Genomic DNA, 24849 nt, shown 5'->3' on the forward strand with positions numbered 1-24849 from the left:
ACTAGGCGTCCTTCGCTGTCGTCGTCTGCGCGTCCGGCGCGGTTGCGCCGGGCAGTGCTCGCCAGATCATCCCACCCTCGGTGGCCGCCCGGGTGTACTCGCTGGTACCCACGGGGGCGAGCGACCCCGTGTCACCCGTCAGGCGGTCCGCCAGCGCGGCTCCGAGGAGCGCCACGACCAGGACGGCGAGCACCAGGAGCGGCCAGCGGACGTGGAACCGCCCGCCGCCGGCGCCCCGCTGCACGCGGGCGTGCGCGCGGGTCGTCGGGTTGCTGTGCGCGCCGCCGCGGCCACCGGTCGCGCGGTAGGTCGGCGCCGGCGCGGCCGTGCGGGCGCCCGTGGTGGGCCGTCCCGTCCGCGGGTCGAACGACGGCGGGGTGTCCGTCGCGGTCGCCGCCGGGGAGGAGGCCGACCCGCGCACGCGCATCGCGCCGGCGTCGCTGGGCCGCGAGCCGGTGGCGCGCGACTCGCCGGCCGTCTCGCGCGCGCCCGACCGGGCGCCCGCGCCGGCGCCGGAGGCCGAGCGCCCCGGCACGATCGACACCGGCGGGCTGCCGCCGGCGGGCGTGTGCGGGACGAGCGCGTCGAACAGGTCGGCGAGCTCGTCGGCGGTGCGGGGCCGGTCGGCGGGGTCCTTGGCGAGCAGCCGCATGACCAGCCGCGCGATCTGCCGGTCCACCGAGGGCGGCAGCGGCGGGACGGGGGTGTTCACGTGCGCGACCGCGATGTCGACGGCGGTCGGCCCGGTGAACGGCCGGTGCCCGACCAGCGCCTCGTAGGCGACGATCCCGAGCGCGTACATGTCGGACGCCGCCGTGGCGGGGCCGCCGACGGCTTGCTCGGGCGACAGGTACTGCGCGGTGCCCATCACCATGCCGGTGGCGGTCATCGGGACCTGGTTGCTGGACAGCGAGACGCCGAAGTCGGTGATCTTCACCTTGCCCGTGGGCGTGATGAGGATGTTCCCGGGCTTCACGTCGCGGTGCACGACGCCGGCCTCGTGCGCGGCGTGCAGGGCACGCGCGGTCTGCGCCAGGATCGGCAGCAGCCGGCGCGGGGGCAGCACGGGCTCGCGCTCGAGCAGGTCGCTCATGGGCTCGCCGACGATCAGCTCCATCGCCAGGAACGCGGACCCGTCCTGCTCGCCGTAGTCGAACAGCGCGGCGATGCCGGCGTGCGACAGGCTGCCGGCGTTGCGGGCCTCGGTGCGGAACCGCTCGAGGAACCCGGTGTCGCCGGCGTACTCCTCGCGCAGCACCTTGATCGCGATGTCGCGCGCCAGGGACTCGTCGTGCGCGGCCCAGACCTCGCCCATGCCGCCGACGGCGATCTGCCGGGTCAGGCGGTAGCGCCCGCCCAGCACGACGCCCGGTGCCGGCCTCACGGGTTGATCACCGCCTCCATGACGGCCTTGGCGATCGGCGCGGCGACGCGGCCGCCGGTGGCCTCGGAGCCGACGGACCCGCCGTGCTCGACGATGACCGCCACGGCGACCTGGGGGTCGTCCGCGGGCGCGAAGCCGGTGAACCAGGCGTGCGGGGCGTCGCCCTCGACGCCGGTCTGCGCCGTGCCGGTCTTCCCTGCCACCGCCACGCCGGGGATCTGCGCGGACGTGCCGGACCCGGACTGCACGACGCCGATCATCATGTCGGTCAGCTGCTGCGCGGTCGCGGGGGAGACCGCCTGGGACAGCTCCGTCGGGTCCGCCTCGCTGACGACATCGAGGTTGGCGGTGCGCACGGTCTGCACCAGGTACGGCGTCATCAGCGTGCCACCGTTCGCGATCGCCGAGGCGACCATCGCCATCTGGGTCGGGGTCGCCCGCACGGACTCCTGGCCGATCGCCGACAGCGCGGTCTGGGCGTCGTCCAGGTCCTCGGGGTACCGCGAGGCGGCGACGCGCATCGGCACGGTGAGGTCGGTCTGGTCGAAGCCGAACTTCTCGGCCTGCGCGCGGATGGCGTCGTCGCCGAGGTCCACCCCGAGCGACGCGAAGGCCGTGTTGCAGGAGATCCGCAGCGCGTCGGCGAGCGTCGTCTGCTGGTTCGCCCCGCAGGACGACCCGCCGAAGTTGGGCAGGGTGGTCCGGGTGCCGGGCAGCGTGTAGACGTCGGGCGCGGACAGCACCGAGTCGGGCGTGTAGTCGCCGGACTCAAGCGCCGCCGCGGCGGTGACCAGCTTGAACGTCGACCCGGGCGGGTAGTTCTCGCTGGTGGTCTTGTTGATGAGCGGGTCGCCCTCGGCCGCGAGGAGCTGCTGGTACGCCGCGTTCGCCGCCGTCGTGTCGTGCGTGGCGAGGGCGTTCGGGTCGAAGCCCGGCGTCGAGACCATCGCGAGGATCCGGCCGGTCGACGGCTCGACCGCCACGACCGCGCCCTGCTGGCCGCCGAGCGCGTCGACCGCCGCCTGCTGGGCCGCCGGGTCGATCGTGAGCTCGATGGACGAGCCCTGCGGCTGCGCGCCCGTGATCAGGTCCTGGATGCGGGTCCAGAACAGCGAGTCGGCCTGGCCGGTGAGCACGTCGTTCATCGACCGCTCGAGCTGGGAGCCGCCGTTCACGACCGAGTAGAAGCCGGTGACCGTCGAGTAGAGCTCGGGCTGGCTGTAGGAGCGCTGGAACCCGAACGGGTCGTCGACGGCCGTCGACTGCGCCACGGGCTGGCCGGCCACGATGATCGGGCCGCGCGGCTTGCCGTACTCCCGGTACAGCGTGCGCACGTTGCGCGAGTCGTTGTTCAGCGCGGACGCCTGGCCGAACTGCACCCAGGTGGTGCCGGCGAGCAGGGCCAGGAACATCACGACGACGACCGTCGCCAGGCGGCGGAGGGCGGTGTTCACGCGCGACCACCCCCGGACGTGCGGCGCAGCTGCTCGGTGGGCTGGTCGTCACCGGCGACGGCGACGGGGTTGCGGGCGTCCTCGTCGAGCGGCAGGCCGCCGGCCGGGGTGGACAGGAGCTCGCCACCCGGCTCGGGCGCGGGGCGCCGGGCGTCGTCGGAGATGCGCAGGAGCAGCGCCGCGATGATCCAGTTGGCCAGGAGCGACGAGCCGCCGTACGCGAGGAACGGCGTGGTCAGGCCGGTCAGCGGGATGATCCGGGTGATGCCGCCGACGACGACGAAGCACTGGAACGCGATGACGAACGCCAGGCCGGCGGCGAGCAGCTTGCCGAAGCCGTCCCGGACGCCGATCGCGGTGCGCAGGCCGCGCTGGCACAGCACCAGGTAGATCGTGAGGATCGCCATGAGCCCGGTCAGGCCGAGCTCCTCGCCGAGCGACGCGATGATGAAGTCCGACTCGGCGAACGGCACCAGGTCGGGCCGGCCCTGGCCCCAGCCCGTGCCGAACAGCCCGCCGCTGGCCAGCCCGAACAGCCCGCGGACCAGCTGGCCGGAGCCGCCCGGGGACCGCTCGAACACGTCCTGGTCGAGCGCGTGCAGCCAGATGTGGAACCGCGCCGCGACGTGCCCGAACGCGGTGGTCGCGAAGGCGACGCCGCCGGCGAACATCACCATGCCGATGACGATCCAGGACAGCCGCTCGGTCGCGACGTAGAGCATCGCGACGAACAGGCCGAACAGCAGGAGCGAGGTGCCGAGGTCGCTCTGCAGCACCAGGACGGCGATCGAGGCGGCCCAGACGACGATGATCGGCCCGAGGTCGCGCAGGCGGGGAAGCTGGAGGCCGAGCACCTTGGGCCCCGCGAGGGCGAGCGTGTCGCGGTGCGTGACCAGGTAGCCGGCGAAGAACACGGCCAGCGCGATCTTGGCGAGCTCGGCCGGCTGCAGGGAGAACCCGAGCGCGCGGACCCAGATCCGCGCGCCGTTGATCGTGACGCCGAGCCCCGGGACCAGCGGCAGCAGGATGAGCGCGAGGCCGACGACCATCGCGGTGTACGTGTACCGGCGCAGGGTGCGGTGGTCGCGCAGCACCACGAGGACCACGCACGCGAGCACGACCGAGATGGCCGACCACGCGAGCTGCCGGCCGGCGAACATCTCGGTGCCGCCGCGGGCCTCGCGGGCCAGGTCGATCCGGTAGATCATCGCCAGGCCGATGCCGTTGAGCGCGATCACCGACGGCAGGATCACCGGGTCCGCGTAGGGCGCGCGCCAGCGCAGCACGAGGTGCACGACCAGCGCGAGCCCGGCCAGGCCGGCGCCGTACCCGAGCACGTCGGCGGGCAGCTCGTCGGTCGCGCCCAGCCCGACCAGCGCGTACGCGGCGATCGCGATCGCCAGCGCCAGGACCAGCAGGGCCAGCTCGGTGCCGCGGCCGGCGCGCACGCGGTGCGCCTCCACCGTGGCCATCAGGGTCCCGCCGGCGGGGTGGTCGCGCCGGGCGTCGCGGCCGGGGTCGCGGGCGACGGCGTCGGGCTCGGCTCCGGCTCCGCGTCCGCGGCGAGCGACTCGACGCGCTCGCGGGCGTCGGCCAGCGTCGCGGTGTGGATCGTCTGGTCGAGGCGCTCGCGCACGAAGGCGGGCAGGTCGTCGACGACGACGTCGGTGGTCTCGACGACCTCCGACAGGGACAGCGGTCCGACCGACTGCGGGATGCCGCGGTAGATCGCGACGACCTCGCCGTCGACCCCGACGTAGTACTGGGTCTGCGTCCACCGGTAGAAGCCGAACGCGGCCCCGGCCAGGACCACGACGGCGAGCAGGCTCAGCACGACGCGGCGCGTCCGGCGCCGCCGGCGCGTGCGGCGCTCGTCGGGGTCGTCCTCCGCGTCGTCGGCGTCGTCCACGACGGCCACGCCCCCGCCGGGGGTGCTGGCCTGCCGGGACAGCTCGGCGGCGCGCGCGGCGGGACCGTCCTGCGCGGCGGTCGGGCGGTTGCGCGAGACGGCCGCCGACCCGACGACCACCGCGTTCGTGGTCGGGCCGGCACCGTCGCGGACCTCGTTGAGCTCGAGTACGTCGGCGACCACCACGGTCACGTTGTCGCCACCGCCCGCGCGCAGCGCGAGCTGAACCAGCCGCTCGGCGCAGGTGTCGACGTCCGGCAGCTCGTACAGCGTCCGGGCGATCGTCTCCCCGCTCACGAACCCCGACAGCCCGTCGGAGCACAGCAGCCAGCGGTCGCCCGCCCGCGCCTCGCGCACGGACAGGTCCGGGGCGATGTCGACGTCGAAGTCGCCGAGCACCCGCATGACGACGGAACGCTGGGGGTGGGTCTCGGCCTCCTCGGGCGTGATCTTGCCCGTGTTGACCAGGTGCTGGACGAAGGTGTGGTCGGTCGTGACCTGGGTCAGCACGCCGTCGCGCAGCAGGTAACCGCGGGAGTCGCCGAGGTGCACCATCGCGAGCTTGTTGCCGGCCCGCAGGATCGCGGTGACCGTCGTGCCCATCCCGGCGAGCTCGGGGTTCGACTCCGACCGGCTGATGATCTCCTCGCGGGCCTCCTCGAGCGCGCGCTCGAGCTCGTCCAGCGCGTCGTCCGGGCCGTGCGACTCGCCGTCCAGCGGGGCGAGGGCGGCGATCGCCACGGACGACGCGACGTCGCCCCCGGCGTGCCCGCCCATGCCGTCCGCGACGACCAGCAGGTGCGGACCGGCGTAGGCGGAGTCCTGGTTGTTCGACCGGACCAGCCCCACGTCGGACCGGGCGGCGTACCGCAGCGCGATGCCCACGATCCCCGCTACCCCTGCAGCTCGAGGACGCTCTGGCCGATGCGGATCTGCGCACCGGGGCGGACCGGGACCGCGTCCGTGACCTTCTGGTCGTCCAGGAAGGTGCCGTTGGTCGACCCCATGTCCTCGACCAGCCACTGGCCGCCCTCGGGGTACACCCGCGCGTGCCGGGAGGACGAGTAGTCGTCGTCGAGCACCAGCGTGCAGGACGGGGCGCGGCCGATCAGCACGGCCGACGACCCGAGCGGGAGCGTCGTGCCGCGCAGCGGGCCCTCGGTGACCACGAGGCGGGTCGGACCGCTCTTGCGGCCGCGGCCGCGCTCGGGCGCCGGGGCGGCGGCAGGGGCCGTGGCGGGGCCGGCGGCGGGTGCCGCGGCGCGCGGCTTGCGGCGGCTCGTGATGCGGGTCCCGTACAGGTCCCGGCGCAGCACCCCGATCGCGGACAGCACGAAAGCCCACAGGAGCACGAGGTAGCCCAGGCGGAGCAGGGTGACCGTCAGCTCACTCATGCGTGCCTTGCGTGCCGTGGCTCACTCGTCCTGGTCCTGTCCGTCGCCGTCGCCCGTCCAGAACATGATGCGGGTCCGGCCGATGGTGAGCGTGTTCCCGTCCAGGAGTGTCGCGGCGGGGACCTGGTGCCCCTCGACGAACAACCCGTTCGTGGACCCGAGGTCCGAGGCGACGACGCCCTGCGACGAGACGCGGATCTCGAGGTGCCGGCGGGACACGCCCGGGTCGTCCACCACGATGTCGGCCTCCGAGCCACGGCCGATGACCGTGACCGGGCCGGTCAGCAGGTACCGCTGGCCGTCGATGTCGATGAGCGGGTGCCGCGGGCTCGGGGCGGCGGTCGTCGCAGGGGCGGCCGCACCGCGCACCGTCGCCGACTTCACCCGGAACCGTCCGGTCTCGAGGTCCTCGTACTCGTGGAACGCCACCGTCACGGGGCCGACGAACGCGTACCGCTGGCCCGTCGCGTGCTCGGTGACGTTCGCGGCCAGCTCGTCGGCCAGCGCCTCGGCGCCCCAGGCCTCGACCTGGTCGTAGTCGGACGGCGACAGCTCCAACGTGAACTCGTTCGGCACGACCGTCCGGTCGCGGCCGACGACGGCGGCCCGGTCGTCGACCTCGCGGCGCAGCGCGCTCGCCAGCTCGACGGGCTTCACCTCGCTGCGGAAGGCCTTGGCGAACGCGGTGTTCACCACGCGCTCCACACCGTGCTCGAACCGGTCCAGGATGCCCACGCCCACCACCTCCTCACCGCACGCGCGAACGGTCGGGCGCGAACCTGCACCCGACACACTGCGTCGATGGTAGCCGCGGACCAGGTCCGCAGGCTCTCCCTGGGGACGACGGGTGTGGCGCGTCCCTGGTGAAGAGGTCGCGGCGGGGTGTGCGCGGGGCGTGCAGGCGGGGTCCCGGGGCGCCGCGGAGGGGGTGGTCAGGAGGGCCCCCGGAATCGTGTTAATCTTCTGCGGCGCGCGAGTGGCGGAACGGCAGACGCGCTGGCTTCAGGTGCCAGTGTCCGAAAGGGCGTGGGGGTTCAAATCCCCCCTCGCGCACACATGACGGGGAACCCCCGGTCGGAGAGATCCGGCCGGGGGTTCTTCGCGTCCGGGGCCGGACATGCGGTCGCCAGGACCACGCCGGGGCGACCGGCTCACGGATCGCGGCGACCGCGACGGAGCCGGCTGGGCACCATCACACCGGCGTCGGCTCGGGAAGGTCGTCGCGCCGGTCGTCCCGCGTGACGGCCGGCGTGCGCGGCGGCAGCGCGACGGTGACCGGGAAACGCCGACGCCCTGCGTGGTGGCTGGGCAGCTCGACCCCGCGGTACAGCAGCTCGGCGGCGGCCACGGTGACGAGGAACGCGATCGCACCCCCGACGACCAGCTGCACGGGCATCCCGCCCGGGAGCAGCGCCACGACCGGGGCGCCGACGAGCAGGACCGGCTGGTGCAGCAGGTAGAAGCTGAACGACCGCGCACCGAACCGATCCGGGACGGTGTCCCCGAGCGCCCGGCCGAGCGGCCCGGCGAGCAGCAGCACCGCGCTGGACCCGGCGGCGGCCCACGCCACCCCGGTGAACACGCCGAGGTCGAGGGTCGAGGTGCCGAGCGCGGCGAGGGTCGCGATCGAGAACACGACCAGCCCGCGGCGCACGGACCAGGTGAAGCCGGCGCGGATCGCCACGGCGCAGGCCATGCCGGCGACGAACTGGTCGAGCCGGGCCGGGACGACGAGGTCGGAGCCGAGGGGTGCGGGGCCGCCGAGGGCGCCGGAGCCGCGCCAGGCCAGGTCGAGCGCGACCGCCCCGACGAGCACGGGGACGATGCCCCAGCGGCGCCACGCCAGGACCAGGAGCGGGAACAGCAGGTAGAGCTGCACCTCGAGCGCGACGGACCACAGGGATCCGTTGATGGTGCCGACCTCGCCGGGCACCCACGCCTGCCCGGTGACGAGGTGCAGCAGCACGTCCCCGAGGGACGCCTGCCGGGCGACGGTCAGGTGCCAGGTCGCCGGGAGCAGCGCGAGCACGGCGGCGACCGCGAGGGCGACGTAGTACGGCGGCAGGATCCGCCACGCGCGGCGGCCGTAGAACTGCGGGACCCGCAGCGGCCGCCGGTGCCCGGCGAGCGGGAGGGCGAGGCAGAACCCGGAGATGACGATGAATACGTCGACGCCGTGCGCGCCGGCGGCGACGAGCTGCGGGAGCTTGCCCGGCAGGTCGAGGAAGCCCCAGTAGCCGCCGATGTGGCAGATGAACACGGCGATCGCGGCCAGTCCGCGGAGGGCGTCGACCCCCTCGACGCGCGCACTCGTGGTGGTCCCGATCGTCACGTCGCCCCCTGGCGTCCCGCCCTGCCCGTGCCCCGCTGCTGGTGAGGGCACCTTGTCACAAAGCGGACATATCAGGCATGGCTGCGAGTGAGGTTCACCTGAACGGACCCGCGGCGGTCGTCTCCCCGGTCGCAGCGCAGGTGTGGACCGCCGACCCCGGTCCCGAAGCCCGTCCGGCACCGAGGCCCGCGTTCACGCGTCCGGGAAGAACCATCCCGCCATCTGCCGGACGGTCTCCGCGCCCCCCGTCGGGGAGCTCGCGGGCAGCGGCTCCGCCGCGGACGGTGCCGGGACGTCCCGGGCGATCCGGCGGGCGCGCGGCAGCTTCTCCAGCGAGTGCACCCGGAACGTCGAGCGACCGTCCCGCCGCGGCTGCACGGCCGTCCCGACGGCGTCCGGCGACGGGAACGCGGCGTGCACCCCGGCGAGGTACTCCACCAGGACGTACCGCCGGGGCTCCGTCAGCGCCTCGCCGTGCACGTACGCCGTCACCCACCGGTCGTCCGCGAGGCGGATCGCGTACACGTCGCCGGCCTCGGCCTGGCCGGTGCCGACGTGCGGCGGCAGGGCGGCCCCCGTGCGCGGGGCGCGCAGCAGCGCCGGGATCGCGACGGTGGCGGTCGCGGCCCGCTCGGGCTCGGGCGTCGGCCGGGGCGCGTCGAGGTCCACGGACGAGGTCCCGAGGTGGCCGAACACCCGCTCCACCACGTCCTCCCGCAGCCCGTGGTCCGAGTCCCACCAGGCCAGCGGCGCCTGCACCTCCACCCGCACGCTCGGCCGCTGGTCGCGCTCGGCGTAGGTCGTCCACCGCTCGACCATGCCGGGGCGCGCAGCGGTCGCGACGACGCCGACCAGCGCCAGCTCCTCGAGCACCGACTGGTACGCCCACGCCGACGACGTCGGCAGCACCCCGGTCCGCTTCAGCGCGTCCCGGGCCTTCGACGGGCGGGTGCGGGGCGGCAGGGTGCGCAGCGTGGTGAGCAGCGCGCGCAGCGCCCAGACGTCGTAGTCGGTCGGCTCGGGGCGGGGATGACCCGCGAGGTCGTCCAGCGCGAGGACGTGCTCGGCGACGGCCCCGTCGATCGGCGCCCCCTGGGTGTGCCGCTGCCAGCGCTCCTCGGCGACGTCGAGCCCGTGGCCCTCCCGGTGCCCGCAGACCCGGCACACGTCGGACGTGGCGGAGTACGGCTCCGCCGGGTGGACCGGGAGGACGCGGCCGACGGCGACGCCGGTCAGTGCGCTGCGCCAGCCGAACGGCGCGGACCACAGGCCCGCCGCCCACGCGGATGCGGCGTCCTGGAGCGACCACCGGGCCGCGTGCGCGCGGAGCGCCGCGACCGCGTCGTCGTGCGCGGGGCCGGGCTGCTCCGGTGCCTGGCTGCTGCGCTCGGCGGGGCGCAGGTCGGCGATGAGGGCGGCGTGCGTGGGTGCGGTCACCGCGGCATCCTCGCGGGTCGGGCCGACCGGAGCCAGCCCCCTCCGAGGAGCGGTCGTGGGGTGCGGCGACGCTCCCGCGGGGCGCTATCCCCGCGCGTCGCCGGCGGCCGCGCGCGACGCCAGGACGTCGAGCGCGTGCGCCCGGGCGGCGGAGAGCGCCTCCGCGATCGCCCCGGTCACCACCACGTCCGCCCCCAGAGGCGAGATCTCGAGCGCCGGCGCGGGCAGGTGCAGCCCCGGCGGCAGCGCCGCTCGCGCGGCCTCGACCACCTGCTGCACCCCCGCGGACACGGCGCCCGAGACCACGATGCGCTCCGGGTCGAACATGCTGCCCAGCACGCTGACGACGCGGGCGAGCATCGCGCCGACCCGCTGCACGACCTCCAGGGCGTCCGGGTCGCCGTCGGCGGCGAGCTCGAGCACCCGTCGCCCGTCGAGGTCCTCCGCGGCGACGGCGGCGAGCGGGCCGCCGGAGGCCACCTCCCCGCGCGCGACGGCGTCGGCCGCCCACTCGGCCGCCCGGGCCCCGAGCCCGTACGCCGCGCCGACGCCCTCCACCAGGTCGAAGGCCACCATCTCGCCGACGCCGCCGTGCGCGCCGTGCAGCACCCGGCCGTCGACGACGACGCCCGCGCCCAGGCGCTCGCCCGCGAGCAGCGCCACGTAGTTCCGGCTGCCGACCGCCGCGCCGCGCGTGCCCTCGGCCACCGCGGCCAGCGAGGCGTCGTTCTCGACGCGGACCAGCGGCGCCCAGGCGAACGCGTCGCGGAGCCCCGGGTTCATCCGGTCCCAGAAGCCGTCCGGGTGCGGGGGCGAGTCGCCGTGGGTGTTCACGGGGGCGGGCACGCCGGCGCACAGGGCGAGCACGTCCGCACGGGTCCGTGCAGCGGCGGCCAGCGCCTCGTCGACGGCAGCGAGGACCGCGGTCCGCCGCACCGCGGGGTCGTCGTGCAGCGGCCCGAGCACCGCCCGGGCGGTGCCGAGCGGCGCGCCGCGCAGGTCGGCGACGGTGGCCGTGACGTGCACCTGCCCGCTGTCGACCCCGACGAGCACGGCGGCGTCGGCGACGAGCCCGAACCGCCGCGCCGGGCGGCCCTTGCGGTACGCGCCGGCGGCGCGGGCGTTCGGCAGCTCGCGGAGCAGCCCGGTGGCGGTGAGGGCGTCGAGGGCCTCGATCGCGGTGGACCGGGTCAGGCCGGTCGCGGCGATGACCTCGCTGGCAGTGAGCTCGGCGGCATCCCACGCGCAGGACAGCACGGCGTCCAGGCTCGCGGGCCGCGGCGCCGCGCGGTGGTGCTGGGTCGTCACAGGTCTTGACCGCCCTTCCTCGGCGCTGACACACTGCCCGAGGCGAGTTGATTTGCCAAGTAGATCTAGTGGGCGACGATGACGTTCGCCCGACCGGTGTCCGCGACGGAGGGGACGATGGTGCAGGGGATCTCTCGACCCGCGGGGCGGGCGGGGCGGGTGCGGCGCGTGCGCCGGGCCGTCGCGTCCGCGCTCGTGGTCCTGACGAGCGGGGTGCTGCTCGCGGCGTGCGCCGGCGACGGCCGCGACGAGGTGCGGTTCGCGTTCAGCAAGCGCGAGGCGATCGGCTTCATGACGGAGCTGGTCGACGAGTACAACGCCGCGCAGACCGACGTGCGGGTGGTGCTCGACACCTCCGGCGTGGACGTGGTGTCGGCGAGCTTCGTCCGGGGCAACCCGCCGGACATCGCGCTCGCGAACTACAACATGGAGTCGGCGCGGTTCGTGCAGCGCGGTGCGCTGAGCGACCTGTCGGACACGGAGGCGGCCACCCGGATCCGCCCGGACCTGCAGCCGCTGATGGACCAGTACGGGTCGTACCCGGGCCGGACGAGCGCGCTGCCGTACTCGGTCATGGCCGCGTCGGTCATCTACAACGAGCAGATCTTCGCGGAGCAGGGGATCGAGGTCCCGCAGACCTGGGACGAGCTGATCGCCGCCTGCGAGACGCTCCAGGCCGCCGGGATCATGCCGATCTACGCCACGTTCAAGGACGACTGGACGGTCGCGCAGGGCTGGTTCGACTACGCGGTCGGCGGGCAGGTCGACGTCCTCGACTTCTTCGACCGGCTCGCCGAGCAGGGCACCGACGTCGGCCCGGGCAGCGCGGTGTCGTTCGAGCAGGACTTCACCGGGCCGCTGGAGCAGGCGACCGAGCTCGCGCAGTACGTCAACCCGGACGCCGCCAGCCGCGGCTACGGCGACGGCAACCTCGCCTTCGCCCAGGGCGAGGCGGCGATGTACCTCCAGGGGCCGTGGGCGTTCAGCGAGATCGCCAAAACCGCCCCCGACCTCCCGCTCGGCACCTTCCCGCTGCCGATGACCGACGACCCGGACGACCTGGCGGTCCGGGTGAACGTCGACCTCGCGGCCTGGATCCCGGTGGAGGCGAAGCACCCGGAGGCGGCACGCGACTTCCTCGAGTACCTGTACCGCCCGGAGGTCATCGAGGCCTACAACGCCTCGCAGCTCGGCTTCACGCCGACCACCGACGCCGCGCCCGTCGACGACCCGCGGGTGGCCGGGATGGCGTCGTACTACGAGGACAACCGGGTGTACCAGGGGCCGTCCGTGCTCATCCCCAAGACCATCCCGGTCAACAACTACGCGCAGGCGGTCCTGCTCGGCGGCGACCCCGCCGGGATGCTCCGCACGCTGGACGCGGACTGGGCGCGGCTCGCCTTCCGGCAGCCGGCCCCGGTCACGGAGACGAAGGAGTCGACGCGATGACCAGCACCGTGACCACCGGGACGGCCGCCCGCGCGGCCGCCACCGCCCCACCGCCCCGGCGCGCCCGCCGCCGGGTCGAGCCGATCTACTACCTGCTCCTGCTGCCGACCGTCGTGCTGTTCACGCTGGCGATCACGGTGCCGGGGATCATCGGGATCTTCTTCAGCTTCACCGACTCGATCGGCATCGGGGACTGGAGCTTCGTCGGGCTGACCAACTACGTCGCGATGTTCAGCGACCCGGCGATCCTGCAGAGCTACCTGTTCACCTTCGGCTTCGCGGTGGCCACGGTGGTCGTCGTCAACCTGGTGGCGTTCCTGCTCGCGGTCGGGCTGACGTCGCGGATCCGGATGAAGACGGCGCTGCGGACGGTGTTCGTGGTCCCCATGGTGATCAGCGGCATCATCATCGCGTACGTCTTCAACTTCCTGTTCTCGAACTCGCTGCCCGCCGCGGGCGCCGCCACCGGGATCGGGTGGCTGGAGACGAGCCTGCTGGCCAACCCGGACCTGGCCTGGGTCGCGATCGTCCTCGTCACCGCGTGGCAGTCGATCCCCGGGACGATGCTCATCTACATCGCGGGCCTGCTGTCCGTGCCCGGCGACGTGTACGAGGCGGCCGACCTGGACGGCGCGAGCAAGGTCCAGCAGCTGCTCCGGATCACCGTGCCGCTGGTGGCCGGCTACGTCGTCATCAACGTGATCCTCGGGTTCAAGGGCTACCTGAACGCCTACGACATCATCGTCGGCCTCACGAACGGCGGCCCCGGCACCGAGACCCGCAGCGTCGCGATGACGATCATCGCCGGCTTCAACGGCGGCGACTACGCCTACCAGATGGCGAACGCGACGATCTTCTTCGTCGTCGCGGTCCTGATCTCCCTCCTGCAGCTCTCCCTGACGCGCACCCGGAAGGCCTCGTGATGGCGACGCAGACGACGACGGCGGTCGCGGCCGCCCGCGGCACCGGCCGCACCACCGGCCACGTCCGGTCCGAGCGCACGAACTGGTCCGGGACGGTCGTCCTGGTGCTGTGCGCGGTCACCGTCCTGCTGCCGCTCTACGTGACGGTGTCGATGGCGTTCAAGACCCAGGGGCAGGCGGTCGACGGCCAGGCCTTCTCGCTGCCGGCGCCGTTCAGCGTCGACGGGTTCGTCGAGGCGTGGAACCTGACGAAGTTCCCGGTGGGCGCCGGGATCTCGCTGCTCGTCACGGCCGGGACGGTCGTGGCGACGATCCTGCTCGCCGCGTTCGCGTCCTACGCGATCATGCGGAACTGGGACCACCGGCTGTTCCGGTACTCCTTCTACTACCTGCTCGCGGCGATGTTCATCCCGTTCCCGGTGGTCGCCCTGCCGCAGATCCAGCTCACGGGCCGCGTCGGCCTGGACAACCCGTTCGGCGTGATCCTGCTGGCGACGATGTTCCAGCTCAGCTTCAGCGTGCTGCTGTTCACGGCGTTCCTGCGGTCGATCCCCGAGGAGCTCGAGGAGAGCGCGCGGCTCGACGGCGCCACGACGTGGCAGACGTTCTGGCGGCTGATCTTCCCGCTGCTGGCACCCATGAGCGCGACCGTCGGCATCTTCGCGTTCCTGTACGCCTGGAACGACTTCATGATGCCGTCGCTGATCATCTCGGACCCGGCGCTCCAGACCCTGCCGGTGCGGCAGAACCTGTTCCAGAACCAGTTCAGCAACAACTACCACGTGGCGTTCGCCTCGTACCTGATGGCCATGGCGCCCGCGATCGTCGCCTACCTGTTCACCCAGCGCTGGGTGATGGAGGGCGTCACCCAGGGCGCCGTCAAGGGCTGACCCGGCCCCGCCGACCCGCACCCGACCCGCACCCCGACCCGCAGGAGGACGCACCCGCATGACCGCACAGGACACCACCACCGCGCCCGCCGCGAGCACCCCGCCCGGGGACGTCCCCGCCTGGTGGCGGCAGGCCGTCGTCTACCAGGTCTACCCGCGCAGCTTCGCCGACGCCGACGGCGACGGCCTCGGGGACCTGGCCGGGGTCACCCGGCGGGCGGGCTACCTCGCGGAGCTCGGGGTGGACGCCGTCTGGCTCAGCCCGTTCTACCCGTCGGCGCTCGCGGACGGCGGCTACGACGTGGCGGACTACCGCGACGTCGACCCGCGGCTCGGCACCCTCGACGACTTCGACGCGATGGTCGAGGCGCTGCACGCCCGCGGGATCCGGGTCGTCGTGGACATCGTGCCCAACCACACCTCCGACCAGCACGCGTGGTTCCGCGCCGCGCTGGCGGCGGGGCCGGGGTCGCCCGAGCGCGCGCGGTACATCTTCCGGGACGGTGCGGGACCCGACGGCTCGGAGCCGCCGACCGACTGGGAGTCGACGTTCGGCGGGCCGGCCTGGGAGCGGGTCGCCGACGGGCAGTGGTACCTGCACAGCTTCGCGACCGAGCAGCCCGACCTCGCCTGGGACCACCCGGAGGTCCGCGCGGACTTCGTCCGGACCCTGCGGTTCTGGTCGGACCGCGGGGTCGACGGCTTCCGGATCGACGTCGCGCACATGCTGACCAAGGACCTGACCGAGCCGCTGCCCTCGGCCGCGGAGATCGAGGCGCTGCCGCGGGACGGGAACCACCCGCTGTACGACCGGGACGACGTGCACGAGGTGTACGCCGAGTGGCGGACCGTCCTCGACGACTACGACCCGCCGCGCGCCGCCGTCGCCGAGGCGTGGGTCGACTCCGAGCGGGTGCCGCTGTACGCCCGGCCGGAGAGCCTCGGGCAGTCCTTCAACTTCGACCTGCTGCTCGCGGAGCCGGATGCCGGTGAGTTCCGGCGGATCATCACCGACAACCTCGAGCTGGCCGCGCGGTCCGGCTCGTCGAGCACCTGGGTGCTGTCGAACCACGACGTGGTGCGGCACCCGACCCGCTACGGCATCGCGCCGCGCGGCGACGGTCTCGCCCCGCGCGAGCGGGCCGCGCGCTGGCTGCTGGAGGGCGGTCCGGAGTCCAGGCTGGACCGGGAGCACGGCCTGCGGGTCGCCCGGGCCGCGACGCTGCTGGTGCTGGGCCTGCCGGGTTCGACCTACCTCTACCAGGGCGAGGAGCTCGGCCTGCACGAGGTGGCGGACATCCCCGCGGAGCAGCGGCAGGACCCGACCTTCTTCCGCACCGGCGGGACCCAGGTCGGCCGCGACGGCTGCCGGGTGCCGATCCCGTGGACCGCCGACGGCGGCTCGTTCGGCTTCGGCGCCGGCGCCGCGCACCTGCCGCAGCCGGCGTGGTTCGCCGAGCACGCGGTCGCGGCCCAGGAGGCGGACCCCGGCTCGACGCTCGGGCTCTACCGCCGGGCGCTCGCGGCCCGGCGGCGGCTCCAGGGCGCGGAGGAGCTGGCGTGGGTCGAGACCGGGCGGGACGACGTCCTGCACTACGTCCGCCCGGGCGGGTGGCACGTCGTCACCACCTTCGGCGCGGAGCCGTACCGGGTCGACGCCGGGCGCGTGGTGCTCACGAGCGCGGAGCCGGGCGCCGGGGCGGACGGGGTCGTGCCCGGGTGGACGACGGCCTGGTTCCTGGCCGACGAGGCCTGACGCACCGCGCCCCCGGTCGGGCAGGTCCCGACCGGGGGCGCCGTGTCAGATCTGCGCGGCGGGGTCCGTCCCGTCGTCGGCCACCGGCGCGGTCCGCGTCGGCGGCACGTCGACCACGGGCGCGGCCTGGCCGGCGACCGGCTCCGCCGGCGGCAGCGGCTCCGCGGTCGCGGGCACCACCGGGTCGACCTCCGCCGCGTCCCCGCCGGCCCGCGCGGCCCCGACGACGGCCGCGGCCGCCCCCGCCGCGGCGGCACCGAGTCCCGCGGCCACGGCCTTGCCGGAGAACCCGGCCTTCCCGCGGTCGCCCTCGGACGCGGCGGCCGCCTCGACCCCCGGGGTGCCGACCCCGGCCCCGGCGTTCACCTCGCCGCGCCACGCCCCGGTGGCGTACCCCTCGTCCTCGATGAACGCCTTGAACCGTTCGAGGTCCTTCTTGGCGCGGTTCTCCACGACCCCGAGCGCGTCCCCGACCTTCTCGACCAGGCCCTCCGGCGCGTACTCCAGCGAGAGGTGCACGGAGGTCTGCCCGCCGCCCAGGTCCTCGAACGTGACGGCGCCCGCGTTGGTCGCGCCCTCGGTGGCCGCCCAGGCGACCTTCGCGTCGCGGACCTGCTCGAGGATCCGCGCCTCCCACTCACGCTTGACGCCCGCGATCTCCGCGACCCACCGCAGGCGGTCGTCGCCGAGCTGGGTCACCGACTGCACGCCCCCCATGAACCGGGGGAAGTCCTCGAACTGGGTCCACTGGTTGTACGCGACGGAAACCGGCACGTTCACCAGGACCGACTCCTCGACCTTCGTCGTCATGACGTCTCCTCGTCCGACCGGCGCCGGGCGGCGGCGCTGCACCCGGCCGGTCCAGCATGCGCGCCGCGGCCGGGGAACGCCCGCGGTCAGCCCGCGAAGGCGATGCCCTCGTCCGAGCCGGCTCTGCGACGGGTGAGGTCCGCCCCCGCTCAGTACCGCCGCTATCCGCGAACGCGCTGCGAGGCTGCGCGGGAGTGGTTCCGCACCGCGGCCTCCAGCATCATCTCGAGCTGCTCGGGCCGGCTGACACCCGCGAGCTCGAAGATGCGAGGGAAGGTCGAGGCCGCGCCGTGCCCCGGCAGCGCGTTGACCTCTCCGACGAACACAGCCTGCCCGCGGGAGACGAACAGGTCGAAACGCACCGCGCCCGCAACGCCCGAGCGCTCGATCATCAATCGGACGGCGTCGAGGCACTCCTGCGCCGCGCCGCCCTGGTAGAGGACCGGGAGCTCGTCGAGCGAGTACTTCCACCGGGGATCGCGCCACAGAGCACCTGGCGCCCTGATCTCCATCGGGGGGCTGATCCGGGCCGACGCCCCCACGATTGCCGCGACCTCCACCTCGATGAACGGTCGGGGAACTTCCTGCTCGATCAGGACGAGGTTGTCGTGGTCGGCTGCGGCCCGAACCGCGGTGCCGAGGCCGCCGGGTGCATCCACGCGGCTGATGCCGTACGAGGCGCCAAGGCGGGCCGGCTTGACGTACCAGGGTCCCGGGACGGCGGGCGACGCCGAGACACCGTCTCGTCCGACGTCGTGCAGCTCCCAGGGTACGGTGCGCAGGCCCCACCCGGTGAGCAGGGTGTTGAAGGTCGCCTTGTTGGCAGCGAGCGCGGCGGCGTCGGGTGGCGACCCGACGTACGGGACGTCCAGGAGCTCGAGTGCGCCCTCGAGACCGGAGATGAGGGGGAGGACGACGTCGTGCTGCCGCGCGGAGGCCAGCGCTGACCACCGGGTGTCCGGGTCGGCCGGTACCTCCAGGGTCTCGACGCGGTGCCCAAGAGCACGGGCCGCTTGCTCGAGGTGCGCTGCGGAGCCCCGGGTTCCGGCGGCCTCGGCGGTCCGACCGCCGGCGATCAGGACGATTCTCACGAGCTTCTCCTCACGATGATGCCGCGCCCGGCGAAGAACTGGGCGAACCTCTCGGGGGCGCAGCGGGCGTCGGCCGCGGTGGCGCCGAGTCCCGACGGGTTGTGGAAGACGAGGTGCCCGTCCCGGATGTCGTGCACCAGCACGAGGTGGCCCCCGCGGCGGCTCGGCCGTCGGTCGGGCCAGCGGATCTCCGACGAGACGGAGGCGATGACGTACCAGTCGCCGGACGCGACATGGGACGAGAGCTCGTCCACCTCGAGCACACCGCGGACCACCGCCTCGATCCCGTAGTCGGCCCGCACCCACTCGACGAACGGGCGGTAGAACATCCCGTCGATCCCACCGTCGTCCTGCGGGACGAGGGCGCCGGTCGCGACGGCGCGGCGCAGGAGGGCCGCTTTGGGCTGCTCGGGGTGTCCCAGGTCCGAGAGGACGGACTGGAGGCAGGCGATCCCGCACGTGTTCAGCGACCACCGTCGGTACTCCGCACCCGACGCGTACCCGTCGGCACCCCAGTCGTGCAGCGTCGCGGGGTCCTCGCGGCGCTCGATCACCGCGTGATTGCACGCCAGGTCGCCCCACTGGGAGAAGTAGCGCGGTGACCGCCTCATGCTCGCCCACCCCGGTAGGAGCGCAGCGACCGCGCCCACGGCACGAGGGGAATCTGGAGAGCGACGAGCGCCACGCCGACGAGCATCCCCACCGAGGTGCCGGCACGGGCGACCAGCACCCCGCCGAGCGCGGCCCCGAGCGGGCTCGCTCCCCAGCTCACGAACCGATAGGCACCGGTCGCCTGTCCGTACACCTCGCTCGGAACCACCGACTGCCGGAACGCGAGCACCCCCGCGGACCACCCCGCGAGCCCGAGACCGTAGATGACCAGGCCACACGCCACGATCACAGCTGGCGCCCCGAGAGCGGCAGGGACGAACAGCCCGAGCTGACCGACGATCATCGCCAGCAACCCGGCCAGAGCGGAGAGACGAGGGAGCAGAGGGGGGAAGACCCTGCTCCCGAGCAGCGCCCCGATCGCAGGGCAGCCCACGAGAAGGCCGAAGACAGCGCTGCTCGCCCCGAGCCCGGCAGGACCGGTGACGTGGAGGACGAAGCACACGCTCCACAGCCCGTACGCGAGCATGCTGACGGTGCCGATCACGGTGGTCGCGCGCAGAGCGTCCGACGACCACAGTGCGCGGAGACCCGCTCCCCAGCCGGAGCGCGGTCCGGCCGCGGACGAGCGCGACCCGACCGGCGGCCGTCGGGCCTCCCACCGGCGACGGGCCGCCCCCGCGCCGATCTGCGCGCTCAGGGCTGACGCGAGGCTGACGAGCGCGTTCCACTGCCAGAACAGCCCGGCTACGGTCGGACCCACGAACTGGCCCAGGGACACCTGGGTGGCCTGGAGGGCGCTGTTGGTCCTCGGACGGTCGGACTCGGTGAAGTCGTGGACGACGCTGACCTGCGTCGCCGTCTCGAACAGGACCTCACCCGTCGCCGCGGCGAGGGCGGCCGGGACCAGAAGCCCCCAGGTGGACGTCAGAGCCGCGGTGGCGATGAGCAGGAGTCCGCCGAGCTTCAGGGCGAGGCCGACGGCGAGCACCACGCTCGGCCCCCGGCCGTCTGCGGCTCGGCCCGCCGGCAGCGACGCCACGAGCCACGGCAGCCGTGCCGCGGTCTGCACCACCCCGACGAGCATCTCCGCGTGCGGGGCCGCTGCCGCGGCGAGCGGGAGCAGGGTCCGGGCGATGCCGTCTCCCGTGGCGGAGAGCCCGGACATGCCGATCAGGTGGCGAGCCCGCGGTCGCGCCTCGCCGGCCTCGCTCACCGCGCGACCGCCGCGGTGAGCAAGGCACCCGTGTGCCCGTTGATCACGCAGTCGCCCCGACCGCCGGGCAGGAACCGAGCCAGCATCCCCGACGCCCTGCCCTCGACGAGGTACGCCCCCCAGACCGCAGCCGCCGGTCCTCGTGGAGTGTGCACGACGTCGGGCGTCGCCACCCGCTGGACCACCCACCCACCTGGTCTGGCGCCTCGGCACAGCGAGGCCCAGACGTCGGGAGCGGTGGTGCGTCCGATGGCCACTCCGGTTCCGCCCAGCTCGTCCACCGGTTTGAGGACGAGGTCGTCGCGCAGCGCCACCGCGTCCTCGACCGGAATCCCCTCGAGGCCGGGCGGCGCATTCCCGAGGACGCGGGTCTGCGGGACTAGTGGCGCGTCCGACCGCTGGAGCGCTGTCGCTGCGAGCAGGGCCTTGCTGGACAACGCTGTCGCGAACTCGCCGCACAGCCAACGGACCTGCGACTCGCGCCCGTAGCCGTAGTCCCGAGGGGCCAGGCCGTGCGCGAGCGCGTCCTGGACGGCGAAGAGGCGGAGCGCGACGTCCCGTTCCCGGTCGACACAGTGAGGCACCTCAAGGAGCGGGACGAGGTCGGACGAGAAGCCGAGCTCGCCGAGGTGGTGCCGGGTCGAGGCGAAGTACCGCTCGGGGTCTCCGGTCGCGAGCCACGGCCACACCGGGATCACGACCCGACACGCACCCAGCTCGCTCGCTCGCCGCGCGACCCAACGAAGCCTCGCGTGGTGGGGCCGCGCGCCGATGGACGGACCGACCCGCCTCGCCCACGCCTCGACGTCGATCGAACCGCCCGCCGAGGTGCCGACGTTCATCTCGAGCACGGTCGGACGTCCGGCCTCGAGCACGAAGTCGACACGGCAGAAGCCGACGGAGTCGTCGTCCCACTCCACCGGAACCTCGGCGGCGAGCTGTTCTCCCAGGCCCAGGGTGCGGGCGAACTGCGCCGGTGCCGGCTCCCAGATGGCCCGCGCCGCCGCGAGGTGAGCCCGGAACACCCGCTCGAGCCATGAGGTGACGGTCCGGTACAGCGGTGCGTCCCACAACAGGACGCCGCCGGGATCCTCGGACGACCACCCCTGGAGCTCGCCGTGCGGAGTCGCCGCCTTCCGGAAACGGACGCCCGTCACGGACGGTACCGATCGGTGCTCGCCGCGCTCGCGAGCTGCCGTCGGACGAGCTCGGGGTACCCCACCCCACCGGCCGCCGCCATCGTCGCGAGGTTGCCCGACCGTGCCATGCCGGGGAGAGCGTTGACCTCGAGGAACCTCGGGATCCCGTCCTCCGGGACCAGGAAGTCGAAGCGTGCGAACCCGCTCAGCCCGAGCCGCTCATAGAGCCGTTCGCAACTCCGTCGCAGGCTCCTGACCGTGTGCTCCGCGAGCGGGGCCGGGCAGTGGTGGCGCCGCAGGGTCGCATCGTGCTTGATGGTGTAGTCGTAGAGCGGCCCGTCGAACTCCGTCTGCAGGATGGGCAGGTGCTGGACGCCGTGGCTCTCGGCGATGCACGCCACCGAGATCTCCTTGCCCACGACGAAGGGACTGAGCACGAAGTCGGGGTGTTCCCACGTCGTGTCGGCCAGCGCGGCAAGGATCATCTCAGCGGACTCGCCGACGACGACGCCGCGACTCCCACCACCCGTGGCGGGCCGCAGGACGACGCGCGGACCGTAACGGTCGACGAAGTCGGCGATCTGGACGGACGGCGTCGCCGCGGTCACGCGAAGCCAGACGGGGACGCTCACGCCCACCGACTCGGCCACGCGGTTCGTGACCGCCTTGTGCATCGACATCGCCGCTCCGAGCACGCCCGGTCCGGTGTACGAGACTCGAAGGGTCTCGAGGAATCCCTGGAGCTTGCCGTCCTCGCCCCACTGGCCGTGGGTGGTGAGGAAGGCGACGTCACCCGGTCGCAGGGCGGCGTCGGCGATCGACACCAGGTCGATCGTGCGGTGCTCGACCCCCATCTCCGCGAACGCTGCCGCGACGTCCCTGCCCGAGATCAGCGAGCCGTGCCGCTCGGGGCCCGGCCCGCCGGTGATGAGCCAGGTGGTCGGTCGCGAGCCGGCTGGGGTGCGCATGTCGTCGTGCACGGTCGTCTGGGCAGTCACATCGATCCCCTGCGTCGTGAGCCTCGGATCGCGATGCGCCGCGATCTCGACCACACGCTATGGCTAGCGGACCGCTGTGACCCGACCATTCAGGTACCGGTTTCTCCAGAGGGAGTGAGTATTTCCACACCTCGCTCGGAATGTGCTGTGGTATGACGCAGGGGAATGTGCGAAAAATGCCCCATTTGCGTGGTAGGTGGGGCTCGGCGGTTCGAGATCCAGAAGCGCCCGCGGTCAGCCCGCGAACGCGATGACGCCCGTGATGACCAGGCTGATCGCGATCGTCCACAGCGTGATCGCGATCGCCTGCCAGGTGAGGATGCGCCCGCGGGAGATGCCGGAGGCGGCCAGCGCCGCCGCGGTGAAGTGGGTCGGGATGAGCAGCGGCCCGAGCAGGCTGACCCCGGCGACCCCGTACCGGGCGAACGCGCGGTCGAACTTCTGCCGGCTCGCGCTCGGCGCCGACGGGGCGCGGCCGCCGCGCGTGACCACGGCCTGCCGGGTGCGGGCGCCCACCGCGACGACCAGCAGCACGGCGAGGAAGTTGCCCGCGATGGCCGCCGCGGCGGCCGCCACGGGGTTGATCCCGCCGACCACGCCGATCGCGGCGGCGCCCTCGCCCTCGACGAACGGGACGGCGCCGGCGAGCGCGACGCCCGCGGGCTGGAGCCAGTCGGGGAGCTGGGCGACGAACTCCTGGAACTGGGGGACGACGTCGGGCAGACCAGCCATGGTGACCTCCGGGGTGCGGTGCGGACGGGTGCTTCTCGGTGCCTCCATCCCACGTCCTGGCCCCGGGCGAGCGGCAGTGGCGCGGTGTCATCGGCGTCCGTGAGGTCCCGGGGGTCGCCCCGTGACGGATGTCATGGCCGTACGGTCGGGTCCATGGCGGAGCGGGGGCGGGCGACGTGGGCGGGGGCGGCCGGCCCCTACGCCGGCGGCGTGCGCGCGACCTGGTGGTACACCGTCGCCGGCCTGGTGTTCCTCGACCTGGTCGTGCTGACGAACTGGTGGCTCTGGCTGGGCGAGCTGCCCGAGCACGTCGTGCTGCCGGGCGGTGCCGCGCTCGCGGCGCTGGGTGCGGTGCTCCAGCTCGCGGCCGCCACGGTGCTGGTGTGCGACTACCCGGTGGGCGCGCCCGGGACCACCGAGGACGGGGACGGGGGTCCGAACCGCAGCCGCCGTGGCCGGCGCGCGGTCGCGCTGGTCGTCGGAGCGGCCGGAGCCGTCCTGCTCGGCGTCACGACGGGGTCCTGGATGCTCGGGTCCGGCGTGCTCGCCTTCCTCCTGAGCCTGCTGCCGTGGCCGAAGGGCGTCCGCTGGCGGCTGATCGCGGTCCTCACCCTGGTGCTCGCGGGGCTCTGGGTGGTCGACGCGCCGCGGCTCGGCATCGACACCGACGACGCCGACCTGTCGACCCTGCCGCCGACGCTGATCCTCCTGCTGCCGGCGCTGTCCGCGTTCTCGCTGTGGTGGTGGGACCTGGTCCGGGAGCTCGACCGGGCGCGGGAGGCGGCGGGCGCAGTGTCGGCGATGCGCGAGCGGCTGCGACTGGCCGGCGAGGTGCACGACCTCCAGGGCCACCACCTGCAGGTCGTCGCGCTGCAGCTCGAGCTCGCGGAGCGGCTGATCGAGCGCGACCCGGCCGCGGCGGCCGAGCAGATCCGGACCGCGCGGGCGTCGGTCGACGAGGCGCGGGCCGGCACGCGGGACCTCGCGACCCGGTTCCGCGGCGTCCCGCTGCCCGACGAGCTGGCGAACGCCGCCGACCTGCTCCGGGCGGCCGGCCACGAGGTGCACGTGCAGGTCGGCCCGGGCGCCGAGCACGCCCCGGCGGACGTCCTCGGCCCGCTGGTCCGCGAGAGCGTGACGAACGTGCTCAAGCACGGCGGCGGGACCCGGGCGCGGATCAGCCTGCGGCGCGACGGCGACCGGTGGCGCTACGCCATCGCCAACGACCGCGACCCCGGATCGGCCCGTGACGCCACCGCGCCGGGCGGGACGGGCATCGCCGCCATCCGGGACCGGATCGGCGCATTGGGCGGCGAGGTGCACGTCCGCCGCGACGAGGAGTTCGAGCTGACGGTCGCGGTGCCCGTCGGCGCGGGAGAGGGGGCCGGCGCGTGATCCGGGTGCTCATCGCCGACGACGAGGACATGATCCGCACGGCGCTCGCGGCGCTGCTGCGGCTGGAGCCGGACCTCGACGTGGTGGCGGAGTGCGCGTCGGGCGCGGAGGCGCTCGCGGCGGCGGAGCGCGCCCGGCCCGACGTGTGCCTGCTGGACCTCGAGATGCCCGGGATCGACGGCATCGACACTGCCGCGCGGCTCGCCCGGACGGTGCCGACCCGGTGCCTCGTGGTGACCCGGCACGCGCGCCCCGGCGTCCTGCGTCGCGCGCTGCAGGCGGGCGTCGACGGGTTCCTGCCGAAGTCCCGCCCGGCGCAGGACGTCGCCGAGGTGATCCGGCTGGTCGCAGCCGGGCGGAGGTACGTCGACCCCGAGGTCGCGGCGGACGCGCTCGCCGACGAGCGCAGCCCGCTGACCGACCGCGAGCTCGACGTGCTGCGGGCCGGGCGGCGCGGGGAGACGATCGCCCAGATCGCGGCCGCCGTGCACCTGTCGCCCGGGACGGTGCGGAACCACGTGTCGTCGGTCCTCGGCAAGCTCGGGGTCGCGACTCGGCAGCAGGCCGTGCTGGTCGCGGAGGAGAGGGGCTGGATCTGAGCGCGTCGGGCTTGTGCCCGGCGG

At 74.1% G+C, this 24849-nt stretch carries 22 protein-coding genes and 1 tRNA gene; 7 read left to right on the plus strand and 16 right to left on the minus strand.

Annotated elements, in window-relative coordinates:
• Position 1: 1 nt before the first annotated feature.
• From KVT14_RS03235 to KVT14_RS03260, 6 genes are read right to left on the minus strand one after another with little or no spacing between them, the layout of a single operon-like run.
• Positions 2–1384, minus strand: a complete 1383-nt coding sequence (locus KVT14_RS03235) for a serine/threonine-protein kinase (RefSeq protein WP_217614340.1) — start codon at positions 1382–1384, stop codon at positions 2–4.
• Complete coding sequence (locus tag KVT14_RS03240; RefSeq protein WP_217614341.1) at positions 1381–2838, minus strand: penicillin-binding protein 2; 1458 nt, start codon at positions 2836–2838, stop codon at positions 1381–1383. The genes KVT14_RS03235 and KVT14_RS03240 overlap by 4 nt, the downstream gene beginning before the upstream one ends.
• Complete coding sequence (locus tag KVT14_RS03245; RefSeq protein ID WP_217614342.1) at positions 2835–4310, minus strand: FtsW/RodA/SpoVE family cell cycle protein; 1476 nt, start codon at positions 4308–4310, stop codon at positions 2835–2837. The genes KVT14_RS03240 and KVT14_RS03245 overlap by 4 nt, the downstream gene beginning before the upstream one ends.
• Positions 4310–5632: a Stp1/IreP family PP2C-type Ser/Thr phosphatase gene (locus tag KVT14_RS03250; RefSeq protein ID WP_217614343.1), complete on the minus strand. Its 1323-nt coding sequence runs from the start codon at positions 5630–5632 to the stop codon at positions 4310–4312. Before KVT14_RS03250 ends, KVT14_RS03245 begins: the two co-directional genes overlap by 1 nt.
• Positions 5633–5640: 8 nt before the next feature.
• On the minus strand, positions 5641–6141 hold the full coding sequence (locus KVT14_RS03255; protein ID WP_147795100.1) for an FHA domain-containing protein: 501 nt from the start codon (positions 6139–6141) through the stop codon (positions 5641–5643).
• 21 nt (positions 6142–6162) lie between these two features.
• Positions 6163–6876 carry a DUF3662 and FHA domain-containing protein gene (locus KVT14_RS03260; RefSeq protein ID WP_147795101.1) on the minus strand — a complete coding sequence of 238 codons (714 nt, stop codon included), beginning with the start codon at positions 6874–6876 and terminating at the stop codon, positions 6163–6165.
• 235 nt (positions 6877–7111) lie between these two features.
• Between KVT14_RS03260 and KVT14_RS03265 the strand changes: the two genes are divergently transcribed.
• Positions 7112–7194: transfer RNA gene (locus KVT14_RS03265), tRNA-Leu, on the plus strand.
• Between the two features lie 139 nt (positions 7195–7333).
• Here KVT14_RS03265 and KVT14_RS03270 read toward each other — a convergent pair.
• From KVT14_RS03270 to KVT14_RS03280, 3 genes are all read right to left on the minus strand, one after another.
• Positions 7334–8473, minus strand: a complete 1140-nt coding sequence (locus KVT14_RS03270; RefSeq protein ID WP_217614344.1) for an acyltransferase — start codon at positions 8471–8473, stop codon at positions 7334–7336.
• Between the two features lie 192 nt (positions 8474–8665).
• A complete protein-coding gene (locus KVT14_RS03275; RefSeq protein ID WP_217614345.1) occupies positions 8666–9910 on the minus strand; it encodes a hypothetical protein in 1245 nt (414 codons plus the stop codon).
• Between the two features lie 84 nt (positions 9911–9994).
• A complete protein-coding gene (locus KVT14_RS03280; RefSeq protein WP_217614346.1) occupies positions 9995–11218 on the minus strand; it encodes an ROK family protein in 1224 nt (407 codons plus the stop codon).
• 78 nt (positions 11219–11296) lie between these two features.
• On the opposite strand from KVT14_RS03280, the gene KVT14_RS03285 reads away from it, so the two are divergent.
• From KVT14_RS03285 to KVT14_RS03300, 4 genes are read left to right on the plus strand one after another with little or no spacing between them, the layout of a single operon-like run.
• A complete protein-coding gene (locus KVT14_RS03285; RefSeq protein WP_254630313.1) occupies positions 11297–12667 on the plus strand; it encodes an ABC transporter substrate-binding protein in 1371 nt (456 codons plus the stop codon).
• The gene (locus tag KVT14_RS03290; protein WP_147795105.1) at positions 12664–13590 is read left to right on the plus strand and encodes a carbohydrate ABC transporter permease; all 927 of its coding nucleotides are present in this window, start codon (positions 12664–12666) and stop codon (positions 13588–13590) included. The genes KVT14_RS03285 and KVT14_RS03290 overlap by 4 nt, the downstream gene beginning before the upstream one ends.
• Complete coding sequence (locus tag KVT14_RS03295) at positions 13590–14480, plus strand: carbohydrate ABC transporter permease (RefSeq protein WP_217614347.1); 891 nt, start codon at positions 13590–13592, stop codon at positions 14478–14480. Before KVT14_RS03290 ends, KVT14_RS03295 begins: the two co-directional genes overlap by 1 nt.
• Before the next feature lie 58 nt (positions 14481–14538).
• Complete coding sequence (locus KVT14_RS03300; protein WP_217614348.1) at positions 14539–16236, plus strand: glycoside hydrolase family 13 protein; 1698 nt, start codon at positions 14539–14541, stop codon at positions 16234–16236.
• A 45-nt stretch (positions 16237–16281) separates the two neighbouring features.
• Here the strand turns inward: KVT14_RS03300 and KVT14_RS03305 are convergent, their stop codons facing one another.
• From KVT14_RS03305 to KVT14_RS03335, 7 genes are all read right to left on the minus strand, one after another.
• Positions 16282–17046: an SRPBCC family protein gene (locus KVT14_RS03305; protein ID WP_217614349.1), complete on the minus strand. Its 765-nt coding sequence runs from the start codon at positions 17044–17046 to the stop codon at positions 16282–16284.
• Positions 17047–17207: 161 nt separating this feature from the next.
• The gene (locus tag KVT14_RS23115) at positions 17208–18137 is read right to left on the minus strand and encodes a hypothetical protein (protein ID WP_217614350.1); all 930 of its coding nucleotides are present in this window, start codon (positions 18135–18137) and stop codon (positions 17208–17210) included.
• Positions 18134–18748, minus strand: a complete 615-nt coding sequence (locus tag KVT14_RS03315) for a hypothetical protein (protein ID WP_217614351.1) — start codon at positions 18746–18748, stop codon at positions 18134–18136. The genes KVT14_RS23115 and KVT14_RS03315 overlap by 4 nt, the downstream gene beginning before the upstream one ends.
• Positions 18745–19914 carry an MFS transporter gene (locus KVT14_RS03320; RefSeq protein WP_217614352.1) on the minus strand — a complete coding sequence of 390 codons (1170 nt, stop codon included), beginning with the start codon at positions 19912–19914 and terminating at the stop codon, positions 18745–18747. Before KVT14_RS03320 ends, KVT14_RS03315 begins: the two co-directional genes overlap by 4 nt.
• A 44-nt stretch (positions 19915–19958) precedes the next feature.
• Positions 19959–21119 carry a hypothetical protein gene (locus tag KVT14_RS03325; RefSeq protein WP_217614353.1) on the minus strand — a complete coding sequence of 387 codons (1161 nt, stop codon included), beginning with the start codon at positions 21117–21119 and terminating at the stop codon, positions 19959–19961.
• Entirely contained in the window at positions 21116–22153 is a 1038-nt protein-coding gene (locus KVT14_RS03330; RefSeq protein ID WP_217614354.1) for an ATP-grasp domain-containing protein, read from the minus strand. The genes KVT14_RS03325 and KVT14_RS03330 overlap by 4 nt, the downstream gene beginning before the upstream one ends.
• 180 nt (positions 22154–22333) lie before the next feature.
• Positions 22334–22831, minus strand: a complete 498-nt coding sequence (locus tag KVT14_RS03335) for a small multidrug efflux protein (RefSeq protein ID WP_217614355.1) — start codon at positions 22829–22831, stop codon at positions 22334–22336.
• Positions 22832–22984: 153 nt separating this feature from the next.
• On the opposite strand from KVT14_RS03335, the gene KVT14_RS23375 reads away from it, so the two are divergent.
• Both KVT14_RS23375 and KVT14_RS03345 read left to right on the plus strand, forming a co-directional pair.
• Entirely contained in the window at positions 22985–24226 is a 1242-nt protein-coding gene (locus KVT14_RS23375; RefSeq protein WP_217614356.1) for a histidine kinase, read from the plus strand.
• Positions 24223–24825 (plus strand): DNA-binding response regulator, encoded by a 603-nt coding sequence (locus KVT14_RS03345; protein ID WP_217614357.1) that lies wholly within the window; start codon positions 24223–24225, stop codon positions 24823–24825. Before KVT14_RS23375 ends, KVT14_RS03345 begins: the two co-directional genes overlap by 4 nt.
• Positions 24826–24849: the final 24 nt, after the last annotated feature.

Origin of the sequence: Cellulomonas sp. GbtcB1 (assembly GCF_019091725.1) — a bacterium.
In the GTDB taxonomy this organism is placed as follows: domain Bacteria; phylum Actinomycetota; class Actinomycetes; order Actinomycetales; family Cellulomonadaceae; genus Cellulomonas.

Excerpts from the sequence above, each read along its gene's own strand:
- KVT14_RS03245 (WP_217614342.1), bottom strand. The coding sequence starts at position 4,310 with ATGGCCACGGTGGAGGCGCACCGCGTGCGCGCCGGCCGCGGCACCGAG.
- KVT14_RS03255 (WP_147795100.1), bottom strand. The coding sequence starts at position 6,141 with ATGAGTGAGCTGACGGTCACCCTGCTCCGCCTGGGCTACCTCGTGCTC.
- KVT14_RS03285 (WP_254630313.1), top strand. The coding sequence starts at position 11,297 with ATGACGTTCGCCCGACCGGTGTCCGCGACGGAGGGGACGATGGTGCAG.
- KVT14_RS03290 (WP_147795105.1), top strand. The coding sequence starts at position 12,664 with ATGACCAGCACCGTGACCACCGGGACGGCCGCCCGCGCGGCCGCCACC.
- KVT14_RS03295 (WP_217614347.1), top strand. The coding sequence starts at position 13,590 with ATGGCGACGCAGACGACGACGGCGGTCGCGGCCGCCCGCGGCACCGGC.
- KVT14_RS03300 (WP_217614348.1), top strand. The coding sequence starts at position 14,539 with ATGACCGCACAGGACACCACCACCGCGCCCGCCGCGAGCACCCCGCCC.
- KVT14_RS03305 (WP_217614349.1), bottom strand. The coding sequence starts at position 17,046 with ATGACGACGAAGGTCGAGGAGTCGGTCCTGGTGAACGTGCCGGTTTCC.
- KVT14_RS03315 (WP_217614351.1), bottom strand. The coding sequence starts at position 18,748 with ATGAGGCGGTCACCGCGCTACTTCTCCCAGTGGGGCGACCTGGCGTGC.
- KVT14_RS03320 (WP_217614352.1), bottom strand. The coding sequence starts at position 19,914 with ATGTCCGGGCTCTCCGCCACGGGAGACGGCATCGCCCGGACCCTGCTC.
- KVT14_RS03335 (WP_217614355.1), bottom strand. The coding sequence starts at position 22,831 with ATGGCTGGTCTGCCCGACGTCGTCCCCCAGTTCCAGGAGTTCGTCGCC.
- KVT14_RS23375 (WP_217614356.1), top strand. The coding sequence starts at position 22,985 with ATGGCGGAGCGGGGGCGGGCGACGTGGGCGGGGGCGGCCGGCCCCTAC.